22 protein-coding genes are annotated in these 24322 nt (G+C 55.7%); 1 reads left to right on the forward strand and 21 read right to left on the reverse strand.

The genetic code is table 11. The annotated features are described in order from the left end of the window. Nucleotides 1-334: 334 nt before the first annotated feature. Both M0Q23_00500 and M0Q23_00505 read right to left on the reverse strand, forming a co-directional pair. Nucleotides 335-643, reverse strand: a complete 309-nt coding sequence (locus tag M0Q23_00500; GenBank protein MCK9527127.1) for a hypothetical protein — start codon at nucleotides 641-643, stop codon at nucleotides 335-337. Next, the gene (locus tag M0Q23_00505) at nucleotides 644-1987 is read right to left on the reverse strand and encodes a DUF1446 domain-containing protein (GenBank protein ID MCK9527128.1); all 1344 of its coding nucleotides are present in this window, start codon (nucleotides 1985-1987) and stop codon (nucleotides 644-646) included. A gap of 520 nt (nucleotides 1988-2507) precedes the next feature. Here M0Q23_00505 and M0Q23_00510 point away from each other — a divergent pair. After that, on the forward strand, nucleotides 2508-4121 hold the full coding sequence (locus M0Q23_00510) for a peptide chain release factor 3 (protein ID MCK9527129.1): 1614 nt from the start codon (nucleotides 2508-2510) through the stop codon (nucleotides 4119-4121). A 37-nt stretch (nucleotides 4122-4158) separates the two neighbouring features. On the opposite strand, the gene M0Q23_00515 is transcribed toward M0Q23_00510, so the two are convergent. The 19 genes from M0Q23_00515 to M0Q23_00605 all read right to left on the reverse strand — a co-directional run bounded on the left by M0Q23_00515 (nucleotide 4159) and on the right by M0Q23_00605 (nucleotide 24278). Next, the gene (locus M0Q23_00515; GenBank protein MCK9527130.1) at nucleotides 4159-5679 is read right to left on the reverse strand and encodes a B12-binding domain-containing radical SAM protein; all 1521 of its coding nucleotides are present in this window, start codon (nucleotides 5677-5679) and stop codon (nucleotides 4159-4161) included. A gap of 397 nt (nucleotides 5680-6076) precedes the next feature. Further along, on the reverse strand, nucleotides 6077-8161 hold the full coding sequence (glyS, locus tag M0Q23_00520; GenBank protein ID MCK9527131.1) for a glycine--tRNA ligase subunit beta: 2085 nt from the start codon (nucleotides 8159-8161) through the stop codon (nucleotides 6077-6079). A 46-nt stretch (nucleotides 8162-8207) separates the two neighbouring features. Beyond that, entirely contained in the window at nucleotides 8208-9098 is an 891-nt protein-coding gene (glyQ, locus tag M0Q23_00525; GenBank protein ID MCK9527132.1) for a glycine--tRNA ligase subunit alpha, read from the reverse strand. A 293-nt stretch (nucleotides 9099-9391) separates the two neighbouring features. Then, the gene (gene recO / locus M0Q23_00530) at nucleotides 9392-10186 is read right to left on the reverse strand and encodes a DNA repair protein RecO (GenBank protein MCK9527133.1); all 795 of its coding nucleotides are present in this window, start codon (nucleotides 10184-10186) and stop codon (nucleotides 9392-9394) included. Next, nucleotides 10186-10362, reverse strand: coding sequence for a hypothetical protein (locus tag M0Q23_00535; GenBank protein MCK9527134.1), 177 nt, complete (start codon nucleotides 10360-10362; stop codon nucleotides 10186-10188). Before M0Q23_00535 ends, recO begins: the two co-directional genes overlap by 1 nt. Nucleotides 10363-10477: 115 nt before the next feature. Continuing rightward, nucleotides 10478-11782, reverse strand: coding sequence for a dihydroorotase (locus tag M0Q23_00540; GenBank protein MCK9527135.1), 1305 nt, complete (start codon nucleotides 11780-11782; stop codon nucleotides 10478-10480). Next, nucleotides 11779-12705 carry an aspartate carbamoyltransferase catalytic subunit gene (locus tag M0Q23_00545; protein ID MCK9527136.1) on the reverse strand — a complete coding sequence of 309 codons (927 nt, stop codon included), beginning with the start codon at nucleotides 12703-12705 and terminating at the stop codon, nucleotides 11779-11781. Before M0Q23_00545 ends, M0Q23_00540 begins: the two co-directional genes overlap by 4 nt. A 101-nt stretch (nucleotides 12706-12806) precedes the next feature. Next, nucleotides 12807-13340 carry a bifunctional pyr operon transcriptional regulator/uracil phosphoribosyltransferase PyrR gene (gene pyrR, locus M0Q23_00550; GenBank protein ID MCK9527137.1) on the reverse strand — a complete coding sequence of 178 codons (534 nt, stop codon included), beginning with the start codon at nucleotides 13338-13340 and terminating at the stop codon, nucleotides 12807-12809. A 367-nt stretch (nucleotides 13341-13707) separates the two neighbouring features. Then, nucleotides 13708-14334 (reverse strand): signal peptidase I, encoded by a 627-nt coding sequence (gene lepB / locus M0Q23_00555; protein MCK9527138.1) that lies wholly within the window; start codon nucleotides 14332-14334, stop codon nucleotides 13708-13710. 10 nt (nucleotides 14335-14344) lie between these two features. Then, the gene (locus M0Q23_00560; GenBank protein MCK9527139.1) at nucleotides 14345-14857 is read right to left on the reverse strand and encodes a DUF456 family protein; all 513 of its coding nucleotides are present in this window, start codon (nucleotides 14855-14857) and stop codon (nucleotides 14345-14347) included. A 7-nt stretch (nucleotides 14858-14864) separates the two neighbouring features. Next, nucleotides 14865-15788, reverse strand: a complete 924-nt coding sequence (gene secF, locus M0Q23_00565) for a protein translocase subunit SecF (protein ID MCK9527140.1) — start codon at nucleotides 15786-15788, stop codon at nucleotides 14865-14867. 9 nt (nucleotides 15789-15797) lie between these two features. Then, entirely contained in the window at nucleotides 15798-17402 is a 1605-nt protein-coding gene (gene secD / locus M0Q23_00570) for a protein translocase subunit SecD (protein MCK9527141.1), read from the reverse strand. 33 nt (nucleotides 17403-17435) lie between these two features. After that, on the reverse strand, nucleotides 17436-17786 hold the full coding sequence (gene yajC / locus M0Q23_00575) for a preprotein translocase subunit YajC (GenBank protein MCK9527142.1): 351 nt from the start codon (nucleotides 17784-17786) through the stop codon (nucleotides 17436-17438). Further along, the gene (tgt, locus tag M0Q23_00580; GenBank protein ID MCK9527143.1) at nucleotides 17783-18961 is read right to left on the reverse strand and encodes a tRNA guanosine(34) transglycosylase Tgt; all 1179 of its coding nucleotides are present in this window, start codon (nucleotides 18959-18961) and stop codon (nucleotides 17783-17785) included. Before tgt ends, yajC begins: the two co-directional genes overlap by 4 nt. Before the next feature lie 41 nt (nucleotides 18962-19002). Continuing rightward, complete coding sequence (queA, locus tag M0Q23_00585) at nucleotides 19003-20031, reverse strand: tRNA preQ1(34) S-adenosylmethionine ribosyltransferase-isomerase QueA (GenBank protein ID MCK9527144.1); 1029 nt, start codon at nucleotides 20029-20031, stop codon at nucleotides 19003-19005. 78 nt (nucleotides 20032-20109) lie between these two features. After that, nucleotides 20110-20295 carry a DUF2065 domain-containing protein gene (locus M0Q23_00590; protein MCK9527145.1) on the reverse strand — a complete coding sequence of 62 codons (186 nt, stop codon included), beginning with the start codon at nucleotides 20293-20295 and terminating at the stop codon, nucleotides 20110-20112. Then, the gene (mazG, locus tag M0Q23_00595) at nucleotides 20292-21104 is read right to left on the reverse strand and encodes a nucleoside triphosphate pyrophosphohydrolase (protein ID MCK9527146.1); all 813 of its coding nucleotides are present in this window, start codon (nucleotides 21102-21104) and stop codon (nucleotides 20292-20294) included. The genes M0Q23_00590 and mazG overlap by 4 nt, the downstream gene beginning before the upstream one ends. 193 nt (nucleotides 21105-21297) lie before the next feature. Beyond that, nucleotides 21298-22608 carry a histone deacetylase gene (locus tag M0Q23_00600; protein ID MCK9527147.1) on the reverse strand — a complete coding sequence of 437 codons (1311 nt, stop codon included), beginning with the start codon at nucleotides 22606-22608 and terminating at the stop codon, nucleotides 21298-21300. Beyond that, complete coding sequence (locus tag M0Q23_00605; protein ID MCK9527148.1) at nucleotides 22605-24278, reverse strand: hydantoinase/oxoprolinase family protein; 1674 nt, start codon at nucleotides 24276-24278, stop codon at nucleotides 22605-22607. Before M0Q23_00605 ends, M0Q23_00600 begins: the two co-directional genes overlap by 4 nt. Nucleotides 24279-24322: the final 44 nt, after the last annotated feature.

A 24322-nucleotide genomic window follows, 5' to 3' on the forward strand; every position in this document is an offset into this window, starting at 1 on the left:
GGCTTCGTAAAAAGCTCCCTGATGCACGCGCGCGCACACCCTGAGGAATGAAGCGTGCTTCGAGACCTTTCATTGTGTCGCTTCGAGGAGCATCGCGACGAGAAATCCATGTCCCGAACAAAGCGAGGGATCTTTCAGACTTCTCACTTGCGTTCGAAGTGACAGGGAAGCGTTCGAAGTGACCTTTAAAAATGTCATTTCGAGGAGCGTAGCGACGAGAAATCTTTCCTTGATATCGAAATGACACAATCGATAGTTTGAAAGGTCTCACTTCTACGCCGCAGTGACGAAGGCCGGAGCGCACGCATGCCTCCGGTACCGTTTTATGAAGCCGTCATGTTTCGGGAATCTCCATTTCCAATATTCTCGAACTGAGCGACTTGCCGTGGAGATCAAGGGCAAGGCTCCGCGTAACGCCGCCACCGAGGGCTCCCTGGAGCACAAAGTTCAGGGCCCCCAGTTCCGGAAGCTCATAACGCTCCACAGTACCCCTCACGACCCCGGAGAAAAAAACCTTCACCCGCTCCGCCGTGACATGACGTTCCAGGAGCGGATACCGGGAGGGATCAAAGGCAATGACCGAGATAGTGGCCTGGTCACCCTTGTCACCGGACCGTGAATGGGCGATGTCCCGCAACTTCATTCAGTCTGCTCCGTAATACCGTATGTGATGCCGAACCAGGGAACACGGAATGAACGTTGAGGCGACGGCAATAATTTCCCGGGCAGCCTTCCAGGCACCTGCCCCCCCTGCCGGACCGTTGGTGTAGAGGCGTTCCACTTCGTCGCCGATGCGAAGAGCCTCTTCCATGGTCCATACACGACCGGCGAACCGGACCCTCACCTCGGGAGGCTCCTGTTCACTCTGAAGCACTCCTTCCCCCACAAGAGAGTTGAGTCCGATAAGTTCCCGCCTGATCTCCCGGCATTCAACGCCCGCCAGTCGGAGCCTCTCGGCAACGATGTCCAGTGCCAGGCGTCCCCGTGCCGCGGCACCGGTCCCGCCATAACTGATCTGTCCTTCACCGATGAAGCCGTCCAGGTATCCGATGGAAACCTTGAGGCTGCCGGTCCTCGCTCTCCCCCGTCCCCCCGTGACCCGGACCCGGTTCTTTCCGGTTTTCTCCATCCTCACTCCGGTAAAATCGGCCACGACGTCAGGGGTGACATAGGAAGAGGGGTCGAATAGTTCGTACAGCAGTTGTTCCTTGCACGTGGCGAGTGTCACCATACCGCCGGATCCGGGGGGTTTCGTCACCGTGAAGGAGCCGTCGGCTTCCACTTCCGCAAGGGGGAAGCCCAACCTCGCCAGGTCCGGTACATCCTTGTATCCCGGGTCAGCGAAATATCCTCCCGTTACCTGGCCCGCGCATTCCAGGAGGTGCCCCATGACGACAGCCTGCCCCATCATATCCCAGTCGTCCATGGACCAGCCGAATTCGTAAATTGCCGGGGCGGTAAACAGGGCCGAGTCTGCGACGCGGCCGGTAATCACGACATCAGCGCCCGCTTCGAGAGCTTCGACAATGCCGCCGGCACCCAGATAGGCATTGGCCGACACCATCCTGCCCGGAAGCGTCGTTGATCTATCGCCCGTTTCTTCAAGCGGATACGTGCCCTTTTGGACCAGATCAAAAACATCGTCCCCAAGAACCGCGGCAATCGAGAGGTCTCCCATACCAAGCCTCTGGGCGATGTCCCGGGTGGCCTCCGCGGCAGCTTCGGGATGTGCGGCTCCCATGTTGGTGATAATCCGGATACCCTTATCCCTGCAGACGGGCAGGCAGGTCTCCATACGTGCTTTCAGCATGGGATCATAACCCGTTTTCGGATCCTTTCGCCTCGCCAGTTGTGCCAGGGCGATTGTTCGTTCGGCCAGGCATTCAAAAACAAGATACGCGATGTCGCCCGTACCGGCCAGTTCCACCGCCGGTTCAATCCTGTCTCCGGAATATCCTGCACCCGAACCGATACGAATTGAACTCATTGGACAAACCGTATAAAAAGGGGTGTCATGCTCACGGGTTTCCTCCCGCCCGGCCGCGGACATCGGGACCGCCTAGCCGGGTACTCAAGGCGACTATACGGACAGCTGTGCTGTATGTCAATGGAATCATGGCATACCCGGTGCGCGGACCCGGTTCCCTTAATCCACCGGCAGGAAAATAAAAATACTCCCCGCACCGTGTGGACAGGAGACTCCGAGCCGTTCAGTTCCGGTACCGATGCCCGGCGGATCGCCGCACCACGACCCGCGAGAGAGACCTTCGTCCGTACTCTTCCGAACTATCGAAACAAACAGCCATTTTTATGCGCAGATGCGGACAATACTCCGGGCAGTCTCGCAGCCGCAGACGCCGGCGCAATACAAGGCTTGAAAAACACAAAAACGTGACGCAGCAGAATGGTGGTGGTGGATTGGGGGTTCGTCCCTCTGTACAAACAGGTGGAACTGTGCTACATGCCGTCTCTTTATCGAAGTTCGCTACCTCGAAAACCATCCTCTGATGGAAAAAGAATCGATACGTATCATCGTGGACAGACATCACCAAAAAGAAGTGCGCCAGCGTCGGAACTTCGGCATCATCAGTCACCCCGACGCGGGGAAAACCACACTGACAGAAAAACTTCTCCTTTTCGGCGGCGCCATCCAGCAGGCAGGTGCTATCCGGGCGAGGAAGGCTTCCCGCCACGCCCTGAGCGACTGGATGGCCGTGGAAAAAGACCGGGGAATCTCCGTCACGACATCGGTCATGAGATTCAATTACCGGGACTATGAAATCAACCTTCTCGACACACCGGGTCACCAGGATTTCTCGGAAGACACGTACCGGGTCCTTACCGCGGTGGACAGCGCCCTCATGGTCATCGACAGCGGCAAGGGGGTCGAACCGCAGACGGAAAAACTGATGGAGGTGTGCCGCATGCGCAACACACCCATCATTACCTTTATTAACAAGCTTGACCGCGACGGACTGCCGCCCCTGGATCTCTTGTCCGACATCGAGGACAAACTCCAGGTTGAATGCATCCCTCTTTCCTGGCCCGTGGGAATGGGAAAAAGCTTCAAGGGGGTCTACAACCGCTACCGCCGGGAGATGCACCTTTTTACACCCGGAGAAAACCGACATATACATGAGGGTATTACCATCAGCGATCTCACCGACAGCCGGCTGGATGCACTGCTCGGAAGTCAGGCCGGTGAGTTGCGAAGCGATATGGAACTCCTGGAGGGTGCCGCCGACACGTTCTCGATAGAGCACTACCTGAAAGGCAGCCAGACGCCGGTATTTTTCGGTAGCGCTATCAACAACTTCGGCGTCAGGGAACTGCTGGATACCTTCGTTGAAATGGCCCCGTCTCCCCTGCCGAGAACCGCTGTAACCAGAACCGTGTCGCCCTACGAGGAAGACTTCTCCGGTTTTGTTTTTAAAATACAGGCAAACATGGACCCGTCCCACCGGGATCGCATCGCCTTTTTTCGAATCTGCTCGGGAACATTCCACCGGGGTATGAAGGTTGTACATCACAGGATCGGCAAGGAGATGTCCCTGGCCAACGCGACAATCTTCATGTCCCAGGACCGGACCAGCGTGGAGGAGGCATGGCCCGGCGACATCATCGGAATTCATAACCACGGAACGCTCAAGGTAGGAGACACCCTGACGGCGAAGGAACCGCTCAAGTTCACGGGCATTCCCAGCTTCGCCCCGGAGCAGTTCCGTCGTGTCCGGCTTAAAAACCCCATTAAAATCAAGCAGTTGCAGAAGGGTCTGGTGCAGCTTGCCGAAGAAGGGACCGTGCAGGTTTTCAGGCCGAGGGCACGAAACGAGATTATCCTGGGAGCTGTTGGAACACTTCAGTTCGAGGTAACAGCCCGGCGCCTGAAGGACGAATACGGTGCGGAGACGGTCTATGACGAGGCCCCCTGCACCGTTGCCCGGTGGGTATCATGCGGGGACCGGAAAGCACTGAAGGAGTTCGAGGAACAAAACAGCTCCTCCTTCTTTTATGATTCCGAGGACCGACCGGCATTTCTGACAACCAGTGAATGGCGCCTGGAACACACCATGAAGACATGGCCCCATATTGCCTTTCACAAGACTCGGGAACATCGTTGAGTCAGGAATGGCGGCTTTGTAAGAGAGTTGTACGAGTTCATCCGGAATACTCGATGACGAGAAGGGCATCCCGGGAGAGCCGGCGGGCCACCTTGCGGAAATGGTGGCCGTAAATCATCAGGGTGATCGCTTCCGGCAAGGCCTGCCGATACCAGGCAAGGGTCTTGACGAGGGTTTTCCAGAAATACCACTGTGATATCCCGTTTCCCAGGACTCCCATGTAGAAAATGGACTTGATCAGGGCCGGCACCTGTTCCATGCCGGGCTGTCTCATGGGGCAGGTCGGCTTGTTGTAGTTTTCAAGAAAGGTAAACAGCCGTTGGTGAAACAGCTTCGGGCTGTAGATAGCCCGCAACAGCGTCACATATCCCCGAATGAGGTTTTGTCTTCCCATGGCAGGTATAAAGTTGACGCTTCCATCGGTGTTGTCTCCCGTTGATGGCGCGGCAAGGCGGTTTTCATCCCTGAGCCGCCGCCAGAGTCGGGTGTTGGGAAGAGCCTGTAACAGTCCCACCATGGCTGTGACCACACCCGTTTCTTGAATAAATCTCTTTTGCCGGGCAAAAATATTATGGTCATCATTGTCAAAGCCGACAATGTACCCGCCCATTACCGCCAGTCCCCTGCCATGTAGTTTATGTATGGAGGCGACAAGATCACGTCCAAGGTTCTGCGTTTTCGAACATTCCCTGAGACTTTCCTCATTCGGTGTTTCAAGGCCTATGAAGACACTGTCAAAACCGGCCCGGACCATCATGTCGAGCAGCTCGTCATCTTCGGCAATGTTAATGGAAGCCTCCGTGAAAAACGTAAAGGGATGATCGCGCTGTTCCATCCAGTGAATGACGGAGGGGAGCATTTCCTTGATGGCCTTCTTGTTTGCGATAAAATTATCGTCCACCACAAAGACCCCCCCTCGCCAACCCATGTCATATATTGCCTGAAGCTCGGCCACGAACTGCACCGGCGTTTTAAGGCGGGGCCTGTGGCCGAAGAGAGTGGTCACGTCACAGAATTCACAATTGAAGGGGCAGCCCCTTGAATTCTGAATCATCATGGAAGCGTAATCGTTCACCCGGATCAGGTCCCAACGGGGAATCGGCGATTGGGTCAAATCAGGAAATTCTTCAGATTGATACATTTTCCGGGCGCAACCGGCTTTGAAGTCTTCGACAAAGAGAGGAATCGTTTCTTCTCCTTCACCGGCAACCAGGTGACTCACCCGTGGAAGATACTCCTCTTTCAATGCCGTAAAGAGGGGGCCTCCGGCAATTACGGGCTTTGCCAGTGTGGCGCACCTGGAAAGCACCTGGTCCGCTGATTCTCTCTGGACAAGCATGGCACTGATCATGACACAGTCAGCCCATTGAAGGTCCCCGTCACAAAGATCGGTACTATTAAGGTCGATAAGGCGGAGATTCCAGTCTTCGGGCAACAACGACGCCACCGTCAACAACCCCAGGGGGGGGAAGGCGGCTTTCTTGGCAACGAATTTCAGGGCGTGTTGAAAGCTCCAGAAAGTCGTGGGGTATCTGGGATAGATCAACAGTACGTTCATGACAACCTGCCCGGCCTTCTTCCCGAAGGGGCGAAAGTCTCTTGGGTAACACGTCAAGACCTTTAAAAAACTATTGATTTTACCATTTCAACCGCAGGAAGAAATCGTGCGCGGTGACGATAGTAAAGAAGGATTCCTCGCCGCGATATTCCTCGAAGAAACAGTTTACGGAGGTCTTGTATCATCTTTTTTTTGGATGTTCAAAGATATTACCAGAGACGGGCAGTCCGGGCAACATAAAACCGGACAAATCTATTTGTTGCTGACACATAAAATCGGACAATTGTCGGGAGCACGTACACTGTCCGGTTTAGAGGGTATCTTTATGGAGGTGGTCTGTGAGACGGACGGAGCTGTCACAGGAGACCCGGAAGCACGTGAAAGGGTTTCCTGTGAATCAGACGGATGTCTGGCGTTCCGTGACGATTTTCGAGAAATCGGCCACCCGGAAAAAAAGTTCCGCTATACCCGCCAGCAGAGAAAGCCGGTTCGTTCGAACCGTTTCGTCATCGGCCATGACCAGAACCGTTTCGAAGAAGGTGTCCACGGGTTTTCTGAGCCGCGCCATGGCCGCCAGGGCTTTGGGGTAGTTCCGTGTTCCCAGGGCTCCCCCGGCTTCTTCGCTGATGTCCAGAAAAGAGCGGTGAAGATCCCTTTCGGCATTGGTCTTGAAGTATTCTTCCTTGAGGATTCCTCCTTCGAAGCCCTTCAGAATATTGACGACCCGTTTGAACGCTATAACCAGAGGTTCAAAGTCGGGGTGGCTTTTGAAGGCCTCAACGGCATCGATGCGTGCCGCGGCATCAACGAGATCCGTAGCGCCGATGGAGAGAACAGCGTCCACCACATCGTAGGGGCGTCCCTGGGAAATAAGCTGATTTTGAAACCGGGCCATGAAGAATTCCAGAATCTGTGACACCGTTTCCTCGGCGGGACGTTTCAGAATATGTGCCATCGTCGCCAGGCTTCGTTGCACCAGGTCATCCAGGGCCACGCGCCAGGATCTGTCCAGAATGATGTTGATAACGCCCAGGGACTGCCGCCGCAAGGCATAGGGATCGGCTGTTCCCGTGGGAACGAGGTTGACGCCGAAACATGCCGTAATGGTATCCACCTTGTCGGCGATGCTGATTATGGCACCCGCGTCGCTTTCCGGAAGCGCGCCGCCTGCCTGAATCGGCAGGTAGTGTTCATAGATGGCGTCGGCCACGGCGGCATCTTCACCCTGTATTCGGGCGTATTCACGACCCATTATTCCCTGCAGTTCGGGAAATTCGTAGACCATCTGTGTCTCGAGGTCTCCCTTGCAGAGAAGAGCGGCTCTGTCCACGATATCCGTTACGGCTGGATTGACCATACCGGCAATGTGGCGGGCGAGTTCGCGAAACCGCATGACCTTGTCGTAGGAAGTCCCGATGAGGCTGTGGAAAATGACATTTTTAAGTTCCTCCAGTCCCTGTTCGAGAGGCTTCTTCCGGTCTTCCTCAAAGAAAAAGCGAGCGTCCGCGAGACGGGCCCGCAACACTTTCTCGTTACCGGCGGCCACTACGGCAGGGTTCCGGGCCACCGTGTTATTTACCGCGATAAAATGGTTGAGAAGGTTTCCCGTCTCATCGGTAACGGCAAAGTACTTCTGGTGTTTCATCATGGATGTGACGAGGACCTCCCGGGGCAGATCGAGGTATCCCCGGTCAAAGGTTCCGGTCACGACAGACGGGTATTCAATGAGATAGGCTATCTCCTCAAGGAGGGCCTCGTTTTCAAGTACCCTGCCTGAAAGATCCGATGCTGCCGTGTGCGCCTGTTCCCGGATGATTTCTTTGCGCTCTTCCGCATCGACGATAACACAATGCTCCCGTGTTTTGCGCATATACTCGTCGAGAGACGCCACGGTGAAGGAGCCGGGATTCATGAACCGGTGTCCCCGGCTTTTCCTTCCGCTTGTGATGCCGCCGATTTCGAAGGGAAGCACCCTTCCGCCGAAGAGTGCCAGGATCCAGTGAATCGGACGAACGAATCGAAGTTCGAGATCCCTCCATCGCATGGACTTCTGAAACGGTATGGCCCTGATAAAATCCGGCAGTAAAGAAGCCAGTATGGTCGCCGTATCCTCGCCGGCGATATGCTTCCGTGCCGCCAGGTATTCGCCCTTTCCGGTACATACACGTTTCAGGTCGGAGACATCGAGTCCCTGCCCACGGGCAAAACCCAGAGCGGCCTTCGTGGGATTGCCCGCCTCGTCGAAAGCGGCGCCAACGGCAGGACCCACCTTTTCAACCACCTGGTCCTCCTGCCGTTCCGCCACATCACTGACGGCGAGGAACATACGTCGAGGCGTCGCCATGGTTTTCACGGCACCGTGGGTGATACGCAACCGGGACAACTCGCGCGGCATTGTCGACGTCATGTGGTCCAGGGCCCTTGGAAGAAACGCCGCCGGAATTTCCTCCGTCCCTATTTCAAGCAGAAGTTCCATGCCCATGGAGTGTCCTTTTCACAGTCTGTCGTCCCGCCGTTGTACCGGAAACTCATCCCGGCAAGGAGTTTTTCCACCGGCCCATCAAGGGATGTCCCATGTCATCGCGTTGTTTGACATATGCCTCGGCGGCAAGCCGGGCCAGGTTACGCACACGCCCGATGTAGCCGGTCCGCTCCGTAACGCTTATGGCGCCCCGGGCATCGAGAATATTGAACACGTGGGAGCATTTGAGGCAATAGTCATAAGAGGGAAGCACCAACCCGCAATCACCGGCTTTCCGAGACTCCGCTTCGTACATGTCGAAGAGAACTCTCAGCATGTCCGTGTCGGCGCATTCAAAATTGTACCTGGAGCCCTCAACTTCTCCACGGTGGTGAACATCTCCGTAGGTAATGCCGTGCGCCCACTGCAGGTTGTAAACGTTGTCCACGTTCTGGAGATACATGGCGATACGTTCGATGCCATAGGTGATCTCGACGCAGACAGGGTTCAAGTCGATGCCGCCTACTTGTTGAAAGTATGTGAACTGGGTTATTTCCATCCCGTCGAGCCAGACTTCCCACCCCAGGCCCCAGGCACCCAGTGTTGGAGATTCCCAGTCATCTTCCACGAAGCGAATATCATGATCCAGCGGTTCGATACCGAAACTTTTCAGCGAATCCAGGTACAGATCCTGAATGTCCATGGGCGAAGGCTTCATGATCACCTGGTACTGATAGTACTGCTGAAGACGGTTCGGGTTCTCTCCGTACCGCCCGTCGGTGGGTCGTCGGGAAGGTTCCACGTAGGCCACGTTCCAGGGTTCCGGACCCAGCGCCCTGAGAAAGGTTGCCGGGTTGAAGGTTCCCGCGCCCACCTCGATATCGTACGGTTGCTGGATGATGCAGCCCCGGTCCGCCCAGTACCGGTCGAGGGCCATGATGAGTTCTTGAAGGGTCACTCCCTGTCTCCTTCGCAGGATTGACGGTTTCGTACAAAGTCGAAAAACGTCTGATAGAGGACGGCGTTGTAACAAGCTCCTCGAGGCACACCGTGAGGTACGCCGCGGTGACGAAGGAAAGAGCGCAATCAAGCCTCCGGCACCATCGTACGAATCCGTCAGGATTGTGAGAGAGGTGTATGATCTGTCGCCTGCGGAAACTATCACCACGCTCAAAACCTGTCAAGGCAAAAGGTCGGATTTCGGCAGGGTTGCAGGCATCAGGACAGACATCGCCGAGCCGACCGGCACCGTCAGGACGGACTGCTTTCCTTTCGGCGTGCCAGGAGAAGGACTTCTTTGCAGACCCTCATCGATCGGGGCTCCCGGCCCAGGATATGCCGAATGAGGCGAGACATCATGGCATCGCTTTCCCGAAGCGCCCGGCCGGTAAAGGACAGCCTTCTTATTTTGTCAAGGGCGATGGTGTTCCCCGCAATCAAGGTTTGAATCGTGCCGGGAGAGAGGTGAACCCCCGATGATTCAGGTCCGCAGCAACCCTCACACCTGCTCCTGCCTTCCTCCGGAACAAAAGAAAGGCCTCTTGTTCCGCCGAGCGGAGATCCGCAGCCGGCACACCGGTCCAAGGCCGGTTCATAGCCGGAAAGAGAGAGCAGACGCAGTTCAAAGAACCTCGACAGGGACTCCGAGAGCGGTCCGTGTTCAAGGAGGTCGAGAAATCCCTTCAGGTGATCAAAGAGGCGGGGACCCGGTTTTTCTTCCGCCGTGAAAAGGTCCACAAGTTCACTGAAATACGACGCCGCAAGAGTTTTTTCGAGATCTTCCCTGATGGCGGGATAATGATTGATAACGTCGCACTCTTCGATGAGATACAGCCCCTCCGGGCGACGGCGTGAAACAAGAATCGACGAAAGGCAGAAGAGTTCAATAGCGTTGGCGAACCGTTTCCTGCTCCTGCGCGCGCCCTTGGCAATCCCCTTGAACTTCCCTTTTTCTCCGGTAAGCACGGTGACGATCCTGTCAGACTCTCCATAATCGCGGTATGCCAGCACATAGCCCCGCACCCGTTCTACAGCACGCCCGGTCATCACAGCAGATGCCTGGAAAATATCGTTGTAGGGCCGGAAAGGGTGCAAAACCCGAAGGCATCTGTACGGACCGCCGAAAAAAAATGAGTGTAGAGGGCCACAACAAGACTGAAGCGCTTGAGTCCCGAGGGATGGAGCAGCCCCGCGAACGTTCCGTCATGCTTGCGCGCATTCATCAAAACACCTTGATTGTCCGCCCTCGCAGGGGCAACCACTTTGACCATGCAGGTTCCCGAGGCTTTTGATAAACGACCGGTACATTTTACGAAGCCGTCAGAATCCATGGCTCTGTCACAGGGGAAGGTCGTCGTCCCGGTATTTTATGACACCGCCGACGATGGTCATGACGGCCTTACCTGTCAGCGCCCAACCATGGAACGGGCAATTTCTGCTTTTCGATCTGAAGGACGAGACATCCACCGTCCAGTTCCTGTTTCTGTCGATGACGGTAACGTCGGCAATGGAACCCTTTCGCAGGGTTCCCCCGCTCACGCCCAGGATTCGGGCCGGATTCAGGCTCATTGCCCTCACGAGTCCCGGCATGGTGAGAATGCCCTTTTCTACGAGCGCGAGGGACAGGGCGAGGGATGTTTCGAGACCGATCAGCCCCGAGGCAGCGTAGGCGAATTCAACATCCTTTTCTATGGAAGAGTGGGGGGCATGGTCGCTGGCAATGGCATCAATGGTTCCGTCCTTAAGTCCTTCCATGACGGCTTCCCGGTCCCTGGTTTCCCGAAGTGGAGGGTAGACTTTGAGGTCTGTCGAATAGGATCGAAGGGCATCATCGGTCAGGGTGAAATAATGGGGGGCCGTTTCTGCCGTTACGGCCACTCCCCGGGCTTTCGCATCCCGTATGAGCGCCACCGCCCCGGCGGTGCTTACATGGGTGATATGAACCGTAGTTCCCGTGTAACGGGCAATTTCAATGTCCCGGGCCACCATGACATCTTCCGATATCGACGGTATTCCCGGAAGACCCAGTTCGGTCGCGACAAAACCTTCGTTCATCATGCCGTTTCCGGCCAGTCCCCGGTCTTCACAGTGCGAAAGCACCGGCAGGGACAGCGACCGCGCGTACTCGAGGGCCTGCCTCATGAGGCCGCCGTTCTCCACGGACTTTCCGTCATCTGAAAGGGCAACGGCACCGGCATCCTTCAAATCGGCGAACTCCGTAAGCTGCGTACCTTCAAGATTCATGCTGATGGCCGCCACGGGATATACCCGAGCCTTGTCCGCTCGGGCGGCCTGACGAAGAATAAATTCCGTAACGGACCTGTTGTCGTTGACGGGTTTCGTGTTCGCCATGCATGCAACGGCGGTGAAACCGCCGGCCAGCGCCGCCTCTCCTCCGGACAGGACCGTCTCCTTGTACTCAAAGCCCGGCTCCCTGAAATGGGTGTGCATGTCGATGAGCCCCGGGACAACTGTTTTCCCTTCCCCGTCATAGACTACGGCAACACCCTGACCGGATCTTCGGGGAGCAGGAATAGCCCGGGCGATTTTCGTGACGAGCCCATCTTCGATAAGCAGGTCCAGGGTTTCATCCATATCCTGGGAGGGATCAACGATTCTGGCGCCCTTGATAATCAGTTTCATTGGCTTCCTCCTGCCAGCAGATAGAGAAGGGCCATCCGGACGGCGACACCGTTTGTAACCTGGTCAAGAATAACCGACCACGGCCCATCGGCCACTTCAGGCGAAATTTCAATACCCCTGTTCATCGGACCGGGATGCATGACGATAACGTCTTCGGAGGCATGGTCGAGCATGGAGCGGGTCAGGCAGAAAAGCCTGGCGTATTCCCGGGCTGAAGGGAAGAAGGTCACCGCATGTTGCCGCTCCACCTGCATGCGGAGCATCATCACCACATCGGCATCCCTGAGAGCTTTCTTCATGTCCGTTTCCACCGTGACCCCCATGTTTTCCACTGCCCGGGGGATCAGCATGGCGGGTCCGCAGAGGGTAACCCGTGCTCCCATGGTCGTTAAACCGTAAATATTCGAGCGGGCCACGCGGCTGCAGGCGATATCGCCCACGATGACCACTTTGAGGCCTTCTATGCCCCCCTTTTTCTGCCGGATGGTAAGCATGTCGAGCAGGGCCTGGGTGGGATGTTCGTGGGATCCGTCGCCGGCATTGATAATGGACTGACTCAACAGACGCGCGAGAATATGGGGGGCTCCCGCACAGGCATGCCGGATGACAATGATATCCGGGCTCATGGCTTCAAGGGTTTTCGCCGTATCCACAAAGGATTCGCCTTTAACCACGCTGCTGGTTGAGCTGGATATGTTCACTGCATCGGCACTGAGACGTTTAGCCGCTATTTCAAAGGATGTCCGGGTCCTGGTGCTGGCTTCATAAAACAGGTTGATGACGGTGATCCCCCGCAGTGTAGGAACCTTTTTGATGGTTCGAGTTGATATCTCCCTGAACGATTCAGCTGTTTCGAGAACAAGATTGATTTCATCGGCAGAAAAATCTCTCAATCCCAGAACATCTTTTCTCGCGAGTTTCATCTGTTCCCCTGTTCGGCTTTGCCGACACCCGGAGAATCCACCTCCGGGACGGCTGTCAGGACCGTTTTCGTTTCAACGCCCCGTTCAATAAGATAATCCACTCAAAGGATAACGACTTCGTCGGATAAACCCGATTCAGAAAGGTTGACACTCACGTCTTCCCACAGGGCCGATGGAAGTCTTTCCCCGACGTAATCGGGTCGGATGGGCAACTCCCGATGACCCCGGTCAATCAGGACAGCCAGGCGCACGAGTTGCGGTCGGCCGAAGTCCATGAGCGCGTCCATGGCCGCCCGGATCGTTCGGCCTGTAAATATAACATCGTCCACGAGCACCACCTTTTTGCCGTTCAGAGAACAAGGTATATCTGTTTCTCCCATCTTCGGCATTTTCCCGGTCATGACGACGTCGTCCCTGTAGAGTGTTATGTCGAGTATTCCTGTAGGAATTTCAATGCCTTCAATACGGATTATTGCTTTCTGTATCCTCCCGGACAAAAGAATACCACCGGATCGTATGGCTACGAGAATCAGGTCCGAGGCGCCTTTGTTGTCCTCCAGCATCTCGTAGGCGATTCTCGTCACAGAGCGGTCTATAGCTTCCGCATCCATGACAACGCGCTTTGTGCCCCCCATGTATTCACTCCTGTTGCTTATAAGCCCCGGTCGACAACTTTCAGAAAATCATCAAAGATCAAAAAAAACCTTCCCGCCGACAGGGGGAAGGCTCACCAGGCTGGTACGAAGATGCGTGCCACAGACATGATTCCTATCGCTGTTACCTGTACTGACGGCTTCGATAGTTTTTCAAAGGTCTCCCTCCGGCCTTCGTCACTGCGGCGTACCCACAGGTACGCCGTATTTTCAGGGATGTGCGCGACCCACCTTAAGGAATTTTTTACAAAGCCGCCTAAAGTCGGACGTTTGTCCGAGTTTTTACGAACTCATCGACACTCGATTACATTGCTTGATGTATAACAACGGGACCCGGCTCTGTCAAGATTTACTTCAGTATGGTACCGATCCTGTTCCAGCGGACGCTGCTTTCTTCTCCGTTCCAGGACCAGTATATGAGGAAGGCCTTGCCGTGCAAGTCGTCGAGACCGACGAAGCCCCAGAAGCGGCTGTCGTAGCTTTCATCGCGATTGTCTCCCATGGTAAAGACGTGACCTTCGGGTACCCGTACGGGACCGAAGTTATCCCGGGGCTGAACCGACCGCGGGTAGACGATCTCATCCCGGTAGACGCCGTGGTTGTCCCTATAGGGTTTACCGTTGACAAAGATTTCCTTGTTCCGGATTTCCACCAGGTCTCCCTCAACGGCAATGACACGCTTGATGAAATCCTTGCTCCTGTCTTCAGGATAGATGAAGACGGCTATGTCGCCCTGTTTCGGCGTACCGAAAGGAATCAAGGTTTTTCTTATCAGGGGAAGTTTCACCCCGTAGCTGAATTTGCTGACAAGTACATGGTCTCCCACCAGCAGGGTGTCTTTCATTGAACCGGAGGGAATCTTGAAGGCCTGCACCACAAAGGTTCTCACAAAGAGTGCAATCAGAATGGCAATGATGAAAGTTTTCGCGTATTCCCTGAAAATGCTTTTTTTGTTTTTTCCCGTGTCGTTTCCCATGTTCTTTCCACTATGAATACAGGCGCGCCAGCATGAATACCGCCATCGCCATCGCCGCGGTACCTTTCCCGCATGTCGCCGCGATCCTGACGAGCATGGCCTTCGTGGGCTCCCGAAAAACCGGCTTTAATGTGTGTTGTTCGATCCGCTGCATCACAAACAGGCCTGCCAGGCCGCCGAGGAACATTCCCAGGAACGTCCCCGGAGCAAGAAGCAGGGGCGTCAGGACCACGGCGCCAATGGCCGCCCCGGCACCGGAGGCTACGATTCCGGCCCTGGAAACCGCGGGCCGCTTCGTGTTGGAAAGGCCTATGAGGGCATCGGCTGTTTCCACGGACAGAACGATAAGAGCGATGCACACCAGGTGCTTCCATTCGATTATGCTGAACCCGGTGGCGGCGGAAAAAACCAGGGCATCGATGAAGATGATGACCGTCCCCGGAAAACCGTAAATTATGGCGTAAACTCCCAGGAAGAGAACCAGTATAAACACCGTAAAACCTAACGTTTCAAAGGGAGACACGCCGGGATTACCTCTTTTTTTTCTTCGCCGACAAAGGCCACAGACGCTCCCAGGCAAGAGCGACGGGGCTTGCGATAAATATCGAGGAATAGGTACCCACAATAATGCCTATCATGAGCGCGAAGGCAAAATCATGAATAACGGCGCCGCCCAGGAAAAAGAGGGCGATTACGACCAGAAGCGTCGTGAAGGACGTGAGCAGGGTTCTGCTCAAGGTCTGGTTGATGCTGAGATTGACCACCTCGTGAAGCTGCTTCCCGCCGACGCCTTTTGCGTTCTCCCGTATCCGGTCAAACACAACGATGGTATCGTTCAGGGAATACCCGATGATGGTAAGCAGGGCCGCGATAACGGCCAGAGAGAATTCTTTGTCCAGGAGAGAAAATGCTCCGACGGTGACAAGAATGTCGTGAACCAGGGCCGTGATGGCCCCCACGGCGAAACGCAGCTCAAAACGCCAGGTGATGTAGATGAGCATGCCGATCATGGCGTACACGATGGAAAGCATGCCTTTCTGGCGGAGATCCTTGCCCACGGCAGCCCCTACCACTTCGACACGCCTGATATCCACATGTTCAGCTCCGAAATGCGCGGCCAGGGCACCTTCAACGAGTTCAGCAAGACCCTCGAGTTCAGTACCCGACATCTCGGTTCGAATGAGAAACTCGTTTTCATGGGCGGTGCCGAACTGCTGAATGAGGCTGCCGGCCATGTCGGTCTGCCTGAGGGCGCTTCGTATGTCTCCCGCCGTGGTGGACGTGTCGAACTTCACCTGGATCAGGGTTCCTCCGGCAAAATCGATACCGAGTCGTGGGCCGCCTTGAATGACGAGGGAAGCCGCGCCGATAACGATCATTACCAGGGAGGCGATGATGGCGATCCGCGAGTGGCGCAAGAAATCAAATTTCGTGTCGGGCCTGATGAATTCCATCGCCTGCTCCTATATGCTGACCCGCTGAACTTTGCGGTACCAGATGAAATAATCGAAAATGATCCTGGTGACGAAAATTGCCGTGAACATACTGCAGATAATACCCAGGCTGAGGGTCACGGCAAATCCGCGAACGGGTCCCGTACCGAACTGGAAGAGAACGAGGGCCGCGATGAGTGTGGTTACGTTGGCGTCCACAATGGTTAACAGGGCTTTCCCGTAGCCTGCCTTAACGGCGGCCCGGGGCGACTTGCCCAGGCGAAGCTCTTCCCGGATCCTTTCAAATATGAGGACATTGGCATCAACCGCCATACCGATGATCAGAACGATCCCTGCCACACCGGGCAGGGTCAGTGTTGCCTTGAAGGCCGCCAGGGCCCCGAAGATCAGAATGAAATTCATCAGAAGAGCAACGACGGCGATGATGCCCGAGTAATTGTAGTAAACGATCATGAGTGCCAGCACCAGGAGGGTTCCCACGACAACGGAAAGAAATCCCTTGTCGATGGAGTCCTGACCCAGCGAGGGTCCAACTCTTCGTTGTTCCAGTATGACGACCGGCGCCGGCAGTGCTCCCGCCCGCAGGACGATGGCGAGATCCCGCGCATCTTCCATTGAAAAATCCCCGGTTATCTGCGCCTGGCCTCCTGAAATCCGTTCCTGTATCACCGGCGCCGAGTGCACCACGCCATCCAGAACGATGGCAAGCCGTTTCCTTACATGCTGTGCCGTAATTCTTTCAAAATCACGGGCACCCTGGGTATCGAATTTGATCGACACGTAGGGCGCTCCGAAACGTCCTTCAATTGCCACCCGGGCGTCTTCGAGGGCATCGCCCGTCAGCAACGCGCGGGAATAGAGGAGGTAGGGGGTTCTGGTCCGCGCACCGGAAACGCGGTCAACCCCGGTTCCGTAGAGAATTTCATTGCCGGGAGGAACAGCACCCCGCAACGCCTCGTCCAGGCTGAATTCGTCATTGACCAGCTTGAATTCCAGGAGGGCCGTTTTCCCGATCAGGTTTATGGCGCGCAGCGGATCATCGATGCCGGGAAACTGGATAAGAATGCGGTCCCTGCCCTGGGGAATGATTTGAGGTTCGGTGACACCGAACTGGTCCACCCTGTTTCTGATGGTTTCGAGACTCTGCTCCAGGGCGAATTTTTTTATCGCTTCAACCTGTTGGGCATCAACCTTGAGCGTAACTCGCTCGACACCGTCGGCGATTTGCGACGAATCGATTTTAAGCGTGGGGAATTGGTCCGTGAGGATGATTTTAAACCGTCGCGCCGAGTCCTCATCGGGCAGGGCGAACACCATGGCATCGGCGTCCCGCGACTCAAGTTCCCGGAAACGGACCCGTTCTCCCATGAGCGCATCCTTGAGATTGCCTCCCATCCGTTCAAGGGAACTTTCCACGGCCCGATCGGTCTGGACTTCCAGAATAAGATGCATACCGCCCTGCAGGTCCAGTCCAAGGCGGACCGCTTCGCTGGGAAGGTTGTTTTTCCAAAAGGCGGGGAGACGGTCCGTCAACGAGGGCATCATGTAGAAGATCGCTACGAGGCTGACCACGACGGCAATGACTATCCTCAGCCTGATATTCTTGTCAAACATGGACAGGATCCTTCCTCAACAGACACAACGACTTCAAGAAGCCTTCGGGGTGACAGGCGGCTCACCACTGCGCTCGACAACGGCACCGATGGCGTTGCGGGCAAGCTTGATTTTCGTTTTTTCAGCAATTTCAAGCGTTACGGTCTGATCCGTCAGAGCTGTGATTTTACCATACATTCCGCTGGAGGTGATCACCTGGTCGCCGTGCTTGAGATTGGCGATCATTTCCTTCAGCTCTTTCTGCTTTTTGTGCTGGGGCCGGATCAAAAGAAAATAGAAAATGACGAACATCGCCACCATAAGCAAGATAAAGCTGAAATCCGCACCGCCCTGGGCCCCCCCGCCCTGGCCTGACGCGCCCATCGCATAGGCTAAACTGGTCATTGGACTGGATCCTCCTCGTTGTGTGTTCTGCAGCTTTCAAGAAAGGTCCTTCGAAAGGCCTCGTATGTTCCTCTCTGAATCGCCTCTCTGATTTCTTTCATGAGCGTCATGTAAAACGTGACATTATGGATCGTATTCAAAACAATCGCCAGGATTTCCCTGGCGATAAACAAATGTCTCAAATAGGCCCTGCTGTAATTGCGGCAGGTATAGCATCCGCACTGATCATCCAATGGGTTGCCGTCATCCCGGTATCGGGCGTTTTTTATAACAAGCTTTCCCTGCTTTGTAAACAACATTCCGTTACGGGCATTTCGCGTCGGCATGACGCAGTCGAACATGTCCATTCCCATGCCCACACACTCCAGGATATCTTCCGGCGTTCCCACGCCCATGAGGTAGCGCGGTTTGTCGGGAGGAAGGTACGGTGCTGAAAAATCAACGGTTTCGTAAAGAAGCTCCTTCGGTTCCCCTACGCTGAGACCTCCCAGGGCGTAACCGTCAAAGCCGATTTCCTGGAGTGCTTCGATCCCCTGCTTTCTCAATGCAGGGTAAACGACGCCCTGCGATATGCCGAAGAGCGATCTGCTGTGGTGCCGGCGTGCTTCGGCGCAACGCTTCGCCCATCGGAGCGTCATACCCAGGGATGTCTCGGCCTGCGTGAATGACACCGGGTACGGCAGGCATTCATCGAGACACATCATGATGTCCGATCCCAGAGCTTCCTGAACAGCGATGCAGATTTCGGGCGTCATGACATGGGATGAGCCGTCGATATGAGATTGAAAGGCATAACCTTCTTCCGTCCGCTTTCTGAGGGACCCGAGGCTGTATATCTGGAAACCACCGCTGTCGGTCAGAATGGGACCATGCCAGTTCATGAAGCGGTGCAGGCCGCCGAGCCTTCTGATACGATCATGGCCCGGCCTGAGGAACAGGTGATAGGTGTTACCAAGTATCATGGAGGCACCCGCTTGACGCACCATTTCCGGTGTGAGCCCCTTGACGGTCCCCTGGGTTCCAACGGGCATGAACACAGGTGTTTCGACGAAACCATGGGGCGTGCGGATGCGGCCCGTTCTGGCCCGCGATGAATGATCCACCCCGGTCAACTGGAAGCGGAATGTGTCCGGGGGTTGACCGTCCGCCCGGCGGCAGGTTCCCGGTTTATTCATGATAGCAACGCGCCCCCGTGACCACGATTGTCGTGCCGATGTTACAGGATGAGCATACAGTCCCCGTAACTGTAGAAACGGTAACCCTCATCGATGGCCTTCCTGTAGGCCCGCTTCATCAGTTGGGTCCCCCCGAAGGCACATATGAGAAGAAAGAGGGATGAAGCGGGGAGGTGAAAATTAGTCAGCAGACCCCCCGTAACCCTGAACCGAAATCCCGGGTAAATGAAGAGGCTCGTTTCGCCTGTCGCCGCGGTGACGGAACCGGTTTCAAGAGCCGCTGTTTCAATGGTTCTCACCGACGTGGTGCCTACGGCAATGACGCGGCGCCCCCGATGTATGGTCCGGGCGACCTTTTCGGACAGGGAGTACCGTTCCGCTTCCATAACGTGATCTTCCACCTGGGCTGTCGTCAGGGGTAAAAATGTTCCGAACCCGACGTGGAGCGTTACGAATACGATGGTAACCCCCCGGACCCTGAGCTCGTCGAGAACGTTCTCGGAAAAATGCAGCCCCGCTGTGGGAGCGGCTATGGAGCCCGGCTCGGAGGCGTAAATCGTCTGGTATCGCTCACGATCATTGACCGACCCGGGCCGGGCCGGATTCCTTTTTATATAGGGGGGGAGGGGGACGGATCCGCATTCCGTGAGAAAGTCATTAAAATCCCCCGCCACATTAAAATCAATGATCCAGGTCTTGTCGGTCGTCCTGCGGGCAACATCACCGTACACCCCGTTATCAAAGAAAATCCTCGTGCCGGCTTCCACCCGTTTCGCGGGCCGGAGCATCACGCGCCAGGAATCCGTCTCGTTCCACCGTTCCAGTAACAGTATTTCCACGCGGCCTCCGGTGGATTTCCGTCCCGTCAGGCGGGCGGGTATCACCCGGGAGTCATTCACCACCAGAACGTCACCGGGACCCAGAAACCCCGGAAAATCCGTGAAACGAAGATTTTTGATGGATTCCTCGTTTCTGTCCACCACCATCATACGGGACTGGTCCCGTGACGGGGAGGGCTCCTGGGCGATGCGATCCTCGGGCAGACTGTAGATGAAATCCTTAATTCTCATGGTGAAAAGTGGTCGAAGATAACCAAAAAGATTCTGTAATGTCAACGATAATGTGGAGGAGACCGTCGGCAGGCTCCGTCAGATCCGCCCAAAATAAACCAGGACCGCGCCGATAATTATGGAAAAAAAACCGACAGTCCGAAGCGTCGACGAAGGTGTTTCAATGATTCTGGTAAGATAGACCTTGATGCGATCAGGAAAGGTAAAGTAGGGAAGTCCCTCGATGATCAGAATCAGCCCGACGACGCAGAGTAGTAACTTCATGGAATGTCTCCAAGTATACCGTTCTCTTTTGATAACTTCCACAGCCGCTCCATGTCGTCCATGGTTGCGGTTTCCGGAGTTTTATTTTCCCGGGCGAGGCGGTCGACAATAAAGGAGAAACGGTCTTCAAACTTTCGAATGGAACCCCGCAGGGCACGGTCGGGATCGACCCGGGCATGGCGGCACAGATTGACCAGGGAAAACAGAAGATCCCCCAGTTCTTCTTCGATTCCACGGGCATCCCGATCTGACAGAGACGCTCCAAGCTCATCCAGTTCCTCCCTGATCGTGTCAATTACACCGTCACGGTCGCTCCAGTCAAACCCGACCCGTGCCGCTTTGTCTGTTATTTTCAAGGCTCGTCTCAGGGGAGGAAGGGAACGGGGAACACTCTCAAAGAAGGATTCCCTGTCACCTCTGCCCCGGCCTTCCCGGCGTTTTATCGCCTCCCAGTTTTCCCTGATGGCGCTTACCGTGTCCGCCTTCAAAGAGTCGAACACGTGAGGATGACGGCGAATCATTTTATCCCCGATACCGACCATAACGTCGGCCATGTCAAAGGCCCCCTCCTCTTCGGCAATACGGGCAATGAAAATAATCTGGAAGAAAAGATCTCCTAACTCCTCCTTCAGGTGATCCGGGGACCCTTCGTCTATGGCATCCAAAACCTCGCAGGCTTCGTCCATGAGATATCCTCCCAGGTCCGCCATGGTCTGCCGCCGGTCCCAGAGACAGCCTTCGGGGGAGCGCAGTCGCGCCATAATTCCCTGTATCCGTTCGAATGCCATCAGGGTGCGACTGGTTGTCACAGCATATTCCTTCCTGTATGAACACGTTATAAGATGCCGGGAACGGGTATCCTGATAAGCTGCGTGTGCATCAGGCAGTCTGATGCCGGTGCCGTCTCACGCAACAGGTTTTGCTCAGAAGGATTTGTTGTTACACGGCATTAGCATAAAGAGAACGTCCTGTCAAAATCATCGGGGGAGGGAGGCAGAGGGATCAGCGCCGCAGGAAGATGTCCCGGTCACGGTCCTGGAAATAGAGATAATTGTAGATGCCGCCATGGTGCGTCGACGCGAACATATCCTCACCTCTCCGCCTGCACTGTTCACATCCCCTGCCCGGAACGATAACGGCAAAAATGCGGGTACCCGTGTCCGCCATCGAGTCAATGGTGAGCAACCCTCCACATTCATCACACAACCTGACTCGTTCGATCTGCTCTTCGTGAATGTTGTCCGTGTCGTAAAAAATGACTCTTTTTCGCTCTTCGAATGAATCCGCCGCGGCTGACGATTCCTTTCGGGAGCGGATTTCCTTCCACTGGTTATGGAGAGCCGGAATGAGCCGTTCTATGTATGCCGTAACGTCGGCATCCTGTTTCAGCCGCTGCGGGTCATAGTCGGGCTCCCTCACAAATCCGTAGTCCACACCGGCCAGGGCCAGTATGATGCCCACGTTGATATAGGGAAGTGCCGTTTCAACAGAATATCCGCCCTCCAGAACGGCGATTTGGGGCTTCAGGCGGTCTGTCAGCATCGCGTAGCCCCGGGCGGTGAAGTTCATGTTTGTAATGGGATCGCTGTAGTGATTGTCCTGCCCGGCGGAGTTGATGATCAGGTCGGGCTTGAAATCATCCAGAATCGGCATAATGAGATTGTTCAGGGCAAACAGAAACCCTTCGTCCGACGTTCCCGGGGGCAGGGGAATATTGACGGTCAGCCCCCGGGCGTTCGGCCCGCCTGTCTCACGGGGAAACCCCGATCCCGGGTAGAGGGTTCTGCCGTCCTGGTGCATCGAAATGAAGAGCGTGTCGGGGTCGTGCCAGAATATATCCTGTGTTCCGTCCCCATGATGACAGTCCGTATCGACTATGGCTATTCTCCGGTGGCCATGGTGTTTGCGTATGTATTCCACCATGACGGCTTCGATGTTGATATTGCAGAAGCCCCGGGCACCGTGGACGACCCTCATGGCATGATGCCCCGGCGGCCGGACCAGAGCGAAGGCGTTGTCCGCATCGCCCCGAAGCACCCGTTCCGCGGCGGTGATGGCTCCACCTGCGGAAACAAGATGAGATTCGGTAGTGACGGCTTCAGAGTCGGGCACACAGATATGCACCCTGTTGATGTCATTGACCGTCGCAATCCCCGGTTTATATTCCGTTATGTTCTCAAGATCCAGCAGGCCCTCTTCAAAGACCTGGTCCTGCGTGTAGAGGAGTCGTTCCTCCCGTTCCGGGTGGGTGGGCGATATGGCCCAGTCAAGGGCGGGGAAAAAAACGAGCCCCGTTCTCCCGGCCCTGTTCATGAGCTCCTCCTTTGCTCGACACTTGCAATGAGTCCCGGTTTTATCTGGGCCCGTATCCGTATGTTGCGGCCCGTGGTGACAAATCCGCGAATCATGTTAAAAGACTGGTCTTCCGTAATCTCCATCACAAGGTCCTCTTTGCGGGCACCCATGGCCATGGCTCTCTTTTTCAGATGGTCCAGGCACAGGGAACGTGCCTCCTCCCTGCTGAAATCTGCCGGTATGGAACGCCGGATGCCCTCCTCCACGATCGTCAGGATTCTTTTTTCCGTATCCGCCAGCAGCGTCAACTCCGTCGTGGTTCGAGCCAGTGCGGCTCCGACGGCATTGGCCACCTCGGCATCGGGGGGAACGACGGCGGTACAGCTGATTAAGGCTCCGATACGCGGTGCCATGGCTGCCGCGGGCCCGCCTGCGACATAAAGCACTTTCGGTGCCAGAATCCGGCCCTCCAGGAGCTCATGAACAGTGTATACGGGCTGATTATTAACGGCACCTATCATTTCGGTCGCAGCAACGGCAATCTTCCTGCAGGCTCCGTCAAAGATTCCTTCAGCTGTTTTCTCCACAGAACATCCCGCTTTTTCGGCCAGGGGGCGAAGGGCATCCACGGCCTTCATTCTGTCGCCTCTGGAAACAAGACCCAAAACGATCATCGCGTCCGTGGGAGTCGGACCGGGGCCTCCGAAAGCGGCGGCAGGTCCGAGCCGTTCCGGACCAATGACGAACGTTCCCTGTTCATAGACGACGGCACTGTCTCCACCGACACCTATGGACCGCGTTCGAAGCCCTCGAATGAGCGTTTTGTGGTTCGCGATGGTGACGCCTTGAGGTTCCAGGAGAGGAACACCGTCGGCAAGGAGGGCAATGTCTGTCGTAGTGCCGCCGATATCAAGGGCAACGGCATCGTCCCGGCACTCCGAAAGGCTGAGAATTCCCATGATGCTCGCGGCGGGACCGGACAGGATCGTCTGTACCGGGTAATGCAACGATTGGTGTATGTCAAGGGTACCCCCGTCCGCTTTCAGAATATACAGAGGAAACTTCCTTGCGAAACGGCCGACAGAAGCGGTGATTATGGATATAAACTCCCGACAGATGTTCCAGACGGCCGCATTCAGGAAGGTTGTGGCGATCCGGCGGGGATAGTTGAGATTTCCCGACATGCGGTGACCAAGGGACACGTGCTTGAATCCCGATCCCGCGATTGCCTCTATGTCAAGCTCAATTCCCGGGTTCCGGGGAGAAAACTTGCCCACAATGCCGACATGGTGGATCCCCTGCTCTTGAAGATCACAAACGATGCTTTCCACCTCGCTCCGGTCGACGGGAACCACGGAAATACCCCGGTGGTTCACGTAGCCGGAAATGAACCGGCTGTGCTCGCCGACGGCAAGAAGCGACGGCGGGATCCCGGGACCATGAGCCAGAATCATGGCCACGGGACTTATTGTGTTTTCCACGATCGCGTTCGTCGATATGGTGGTGCTGAGGACCGCTCGCTCCAGGCGTGCCGGTTGCGCGGCGTCGATAATCAGGGTGGCCGCGTGAACAAGAGAACGACCGATATCCTCCCGGTCGGTGAGAACCTTCACCTTGTGGAGAATCGTCCTGCCCTTGATGAGGACGGCATCGGTATGCGTTCCACCCACATCGATCCCCAAGATCATGACTTTTCTCCCTTACCCCCTGATGCCGGGTACCGGCTGACTCT

The organism is Syntrophales bacterium (assembly GCA_023228425.1).
Taxonomy (GTDB): Bacteria; Desulfobacterota; Syntrophia; order Syntrophales; family UBA2210; genus MLS-D.

What these genes read in the sequence shown, in the direction of transcription:
- pyrR (MCK9527137.1), bottom strand. Translation starts at nt 13,340, where the DNA reads ATGGGGGGCACAAAGCGCGTTGTCATGGATGCGGAAGCTATAGACCGC.
- M0Q23_00605 (MCK9527148.1), bottom strand. Translation starts at nt 24,278, where the DNA reads ATGATCTTGGGGATCGATGTGGGTGGAACGCATACCGATGCCGTCCTC.
- yajC (MCK9527142.1), bottom strand. Translation starts at nt 17,786, where the DNA reads ATGACCAGTTTAGCCTATGCGATGGGCGCGTCAGGCCAGGGCGGGGGG.
- M0Q23_00545 (MCK9527136.1), bottom strand. Translation starts at nt 12,705, where the DNA reads ATGAAACTCGCGAGAAAAGATGTTCTGGGATTGAGAGATTTTTCTGCC.
- M0Q23_00505 (MCK9527128.1), bottom strand. Translation starts at nt 1,987, where the DNA reads ATGAGTTCAATTCGTATCGGTTCGGGTGCAGGATATTCCGGAGACAGG.
- M0Q23_00590 (MCK9527145.1), bottom strand. Translation starts at nt 20,295, where the DNA reads ATGAAGTTACTACTCTGCGTCGTCGGGCTGATTCTGATCATCGAGGGA.
- queA (MCK9527144.1), bottom strand. Translation starts at nt 20,031, where the DNA reads ATGAGAATTAAGGATTTCATCTACAGTCTGCCCGAGGATCGCATCGCC.
- M0Q23_00515 (MCK9527130.1), bottom strand. Translation starts at nt 5,679, where the DNA reads ATGAACGTACTGTTGATCTATCCCAGATACCCCACGACTTTCTGGAGC.
- M0Q23_00540 (MCK9527135.1), bottom strand. Translation starts at nt 11,782, where the DNA reads ATGAAACTGATTATCAAGGGCGCCAGAATCGTTGATCCCTCCCAGGAT.
- glyS (MCK9527131.1), bottom strand. Translation starts at nt 8,161, where the DNA reads ATGGGCATGGAACTTCTGCTTGAAATAGGGACGGAGGAAATTCCGGCG.
- lepB (MCK9527138.1), bottom strand. Translation starts at nt 14,334, where the DNA reads ATGGGAAACGACACGGGAAAAAACAAAAAAAGCATTTTCAGGGAATAC.
- recO (MCK9527133.1), bottom strand. Translation starts at nt 10,186, where the DNA reads ATGACCGGGCGTGCTGTAGAACGGGTGCGGGGCTATGTGCTGGCATAC.
- secD (MCK9527141.1), bottom strand. Translation starts at nt 17,402, where the DNA reads ATGTTTGACAAGAATATCAGGCTGAGGATAGTCATTGCCGTCGTGGTC.
- M0Q23_00510 (MCK9527129.1), top strand. Translation starts at nt 2,508, where the DNA reads ATGGAAAAAGAATCGATACGTATCATCGTGGACAGACATCACCAAAAA.
- tgt (MCK9527143.1), bottom strand. Translation starts at nt 18,961, where the DNA reads ATGAATAAACCGGGAACCTGCCGCCGGGCGGACGGTCAACCCCCGGAC.
- M0Q23_00600 (MCK9527147.1), bottom strand. Translation starts at nt 22,608, where the DNA reads ATGAACAGGGCCGGGAGAACGGGGCTCGTTTTTTTCCCCGCCCTTGAC.
- M0Q23_00500 (MCK9527127.1), bottom strand. Translation starts at nt 643, where the DNA reads ATGAAGTTGCGGGACATCGCCCATTCACGGTCCGGTGACAAGGGTGAC.
- secF (MCK9527140.1), bottom strand. Translation starts at nt 15,788, where the DNA reads ATGGAATTCATCAGGCCCGACACGAAATTTGATTTCTTGCGCCACTCG.
- M0Q23_00535 (MCK9527134.1), bottom strand. Translation starts at nt 10,362, where the DNA reads ATGAATGCGCGCAAGCATGACGGAACGTTCGCGGGGCTGCTCCATCCC.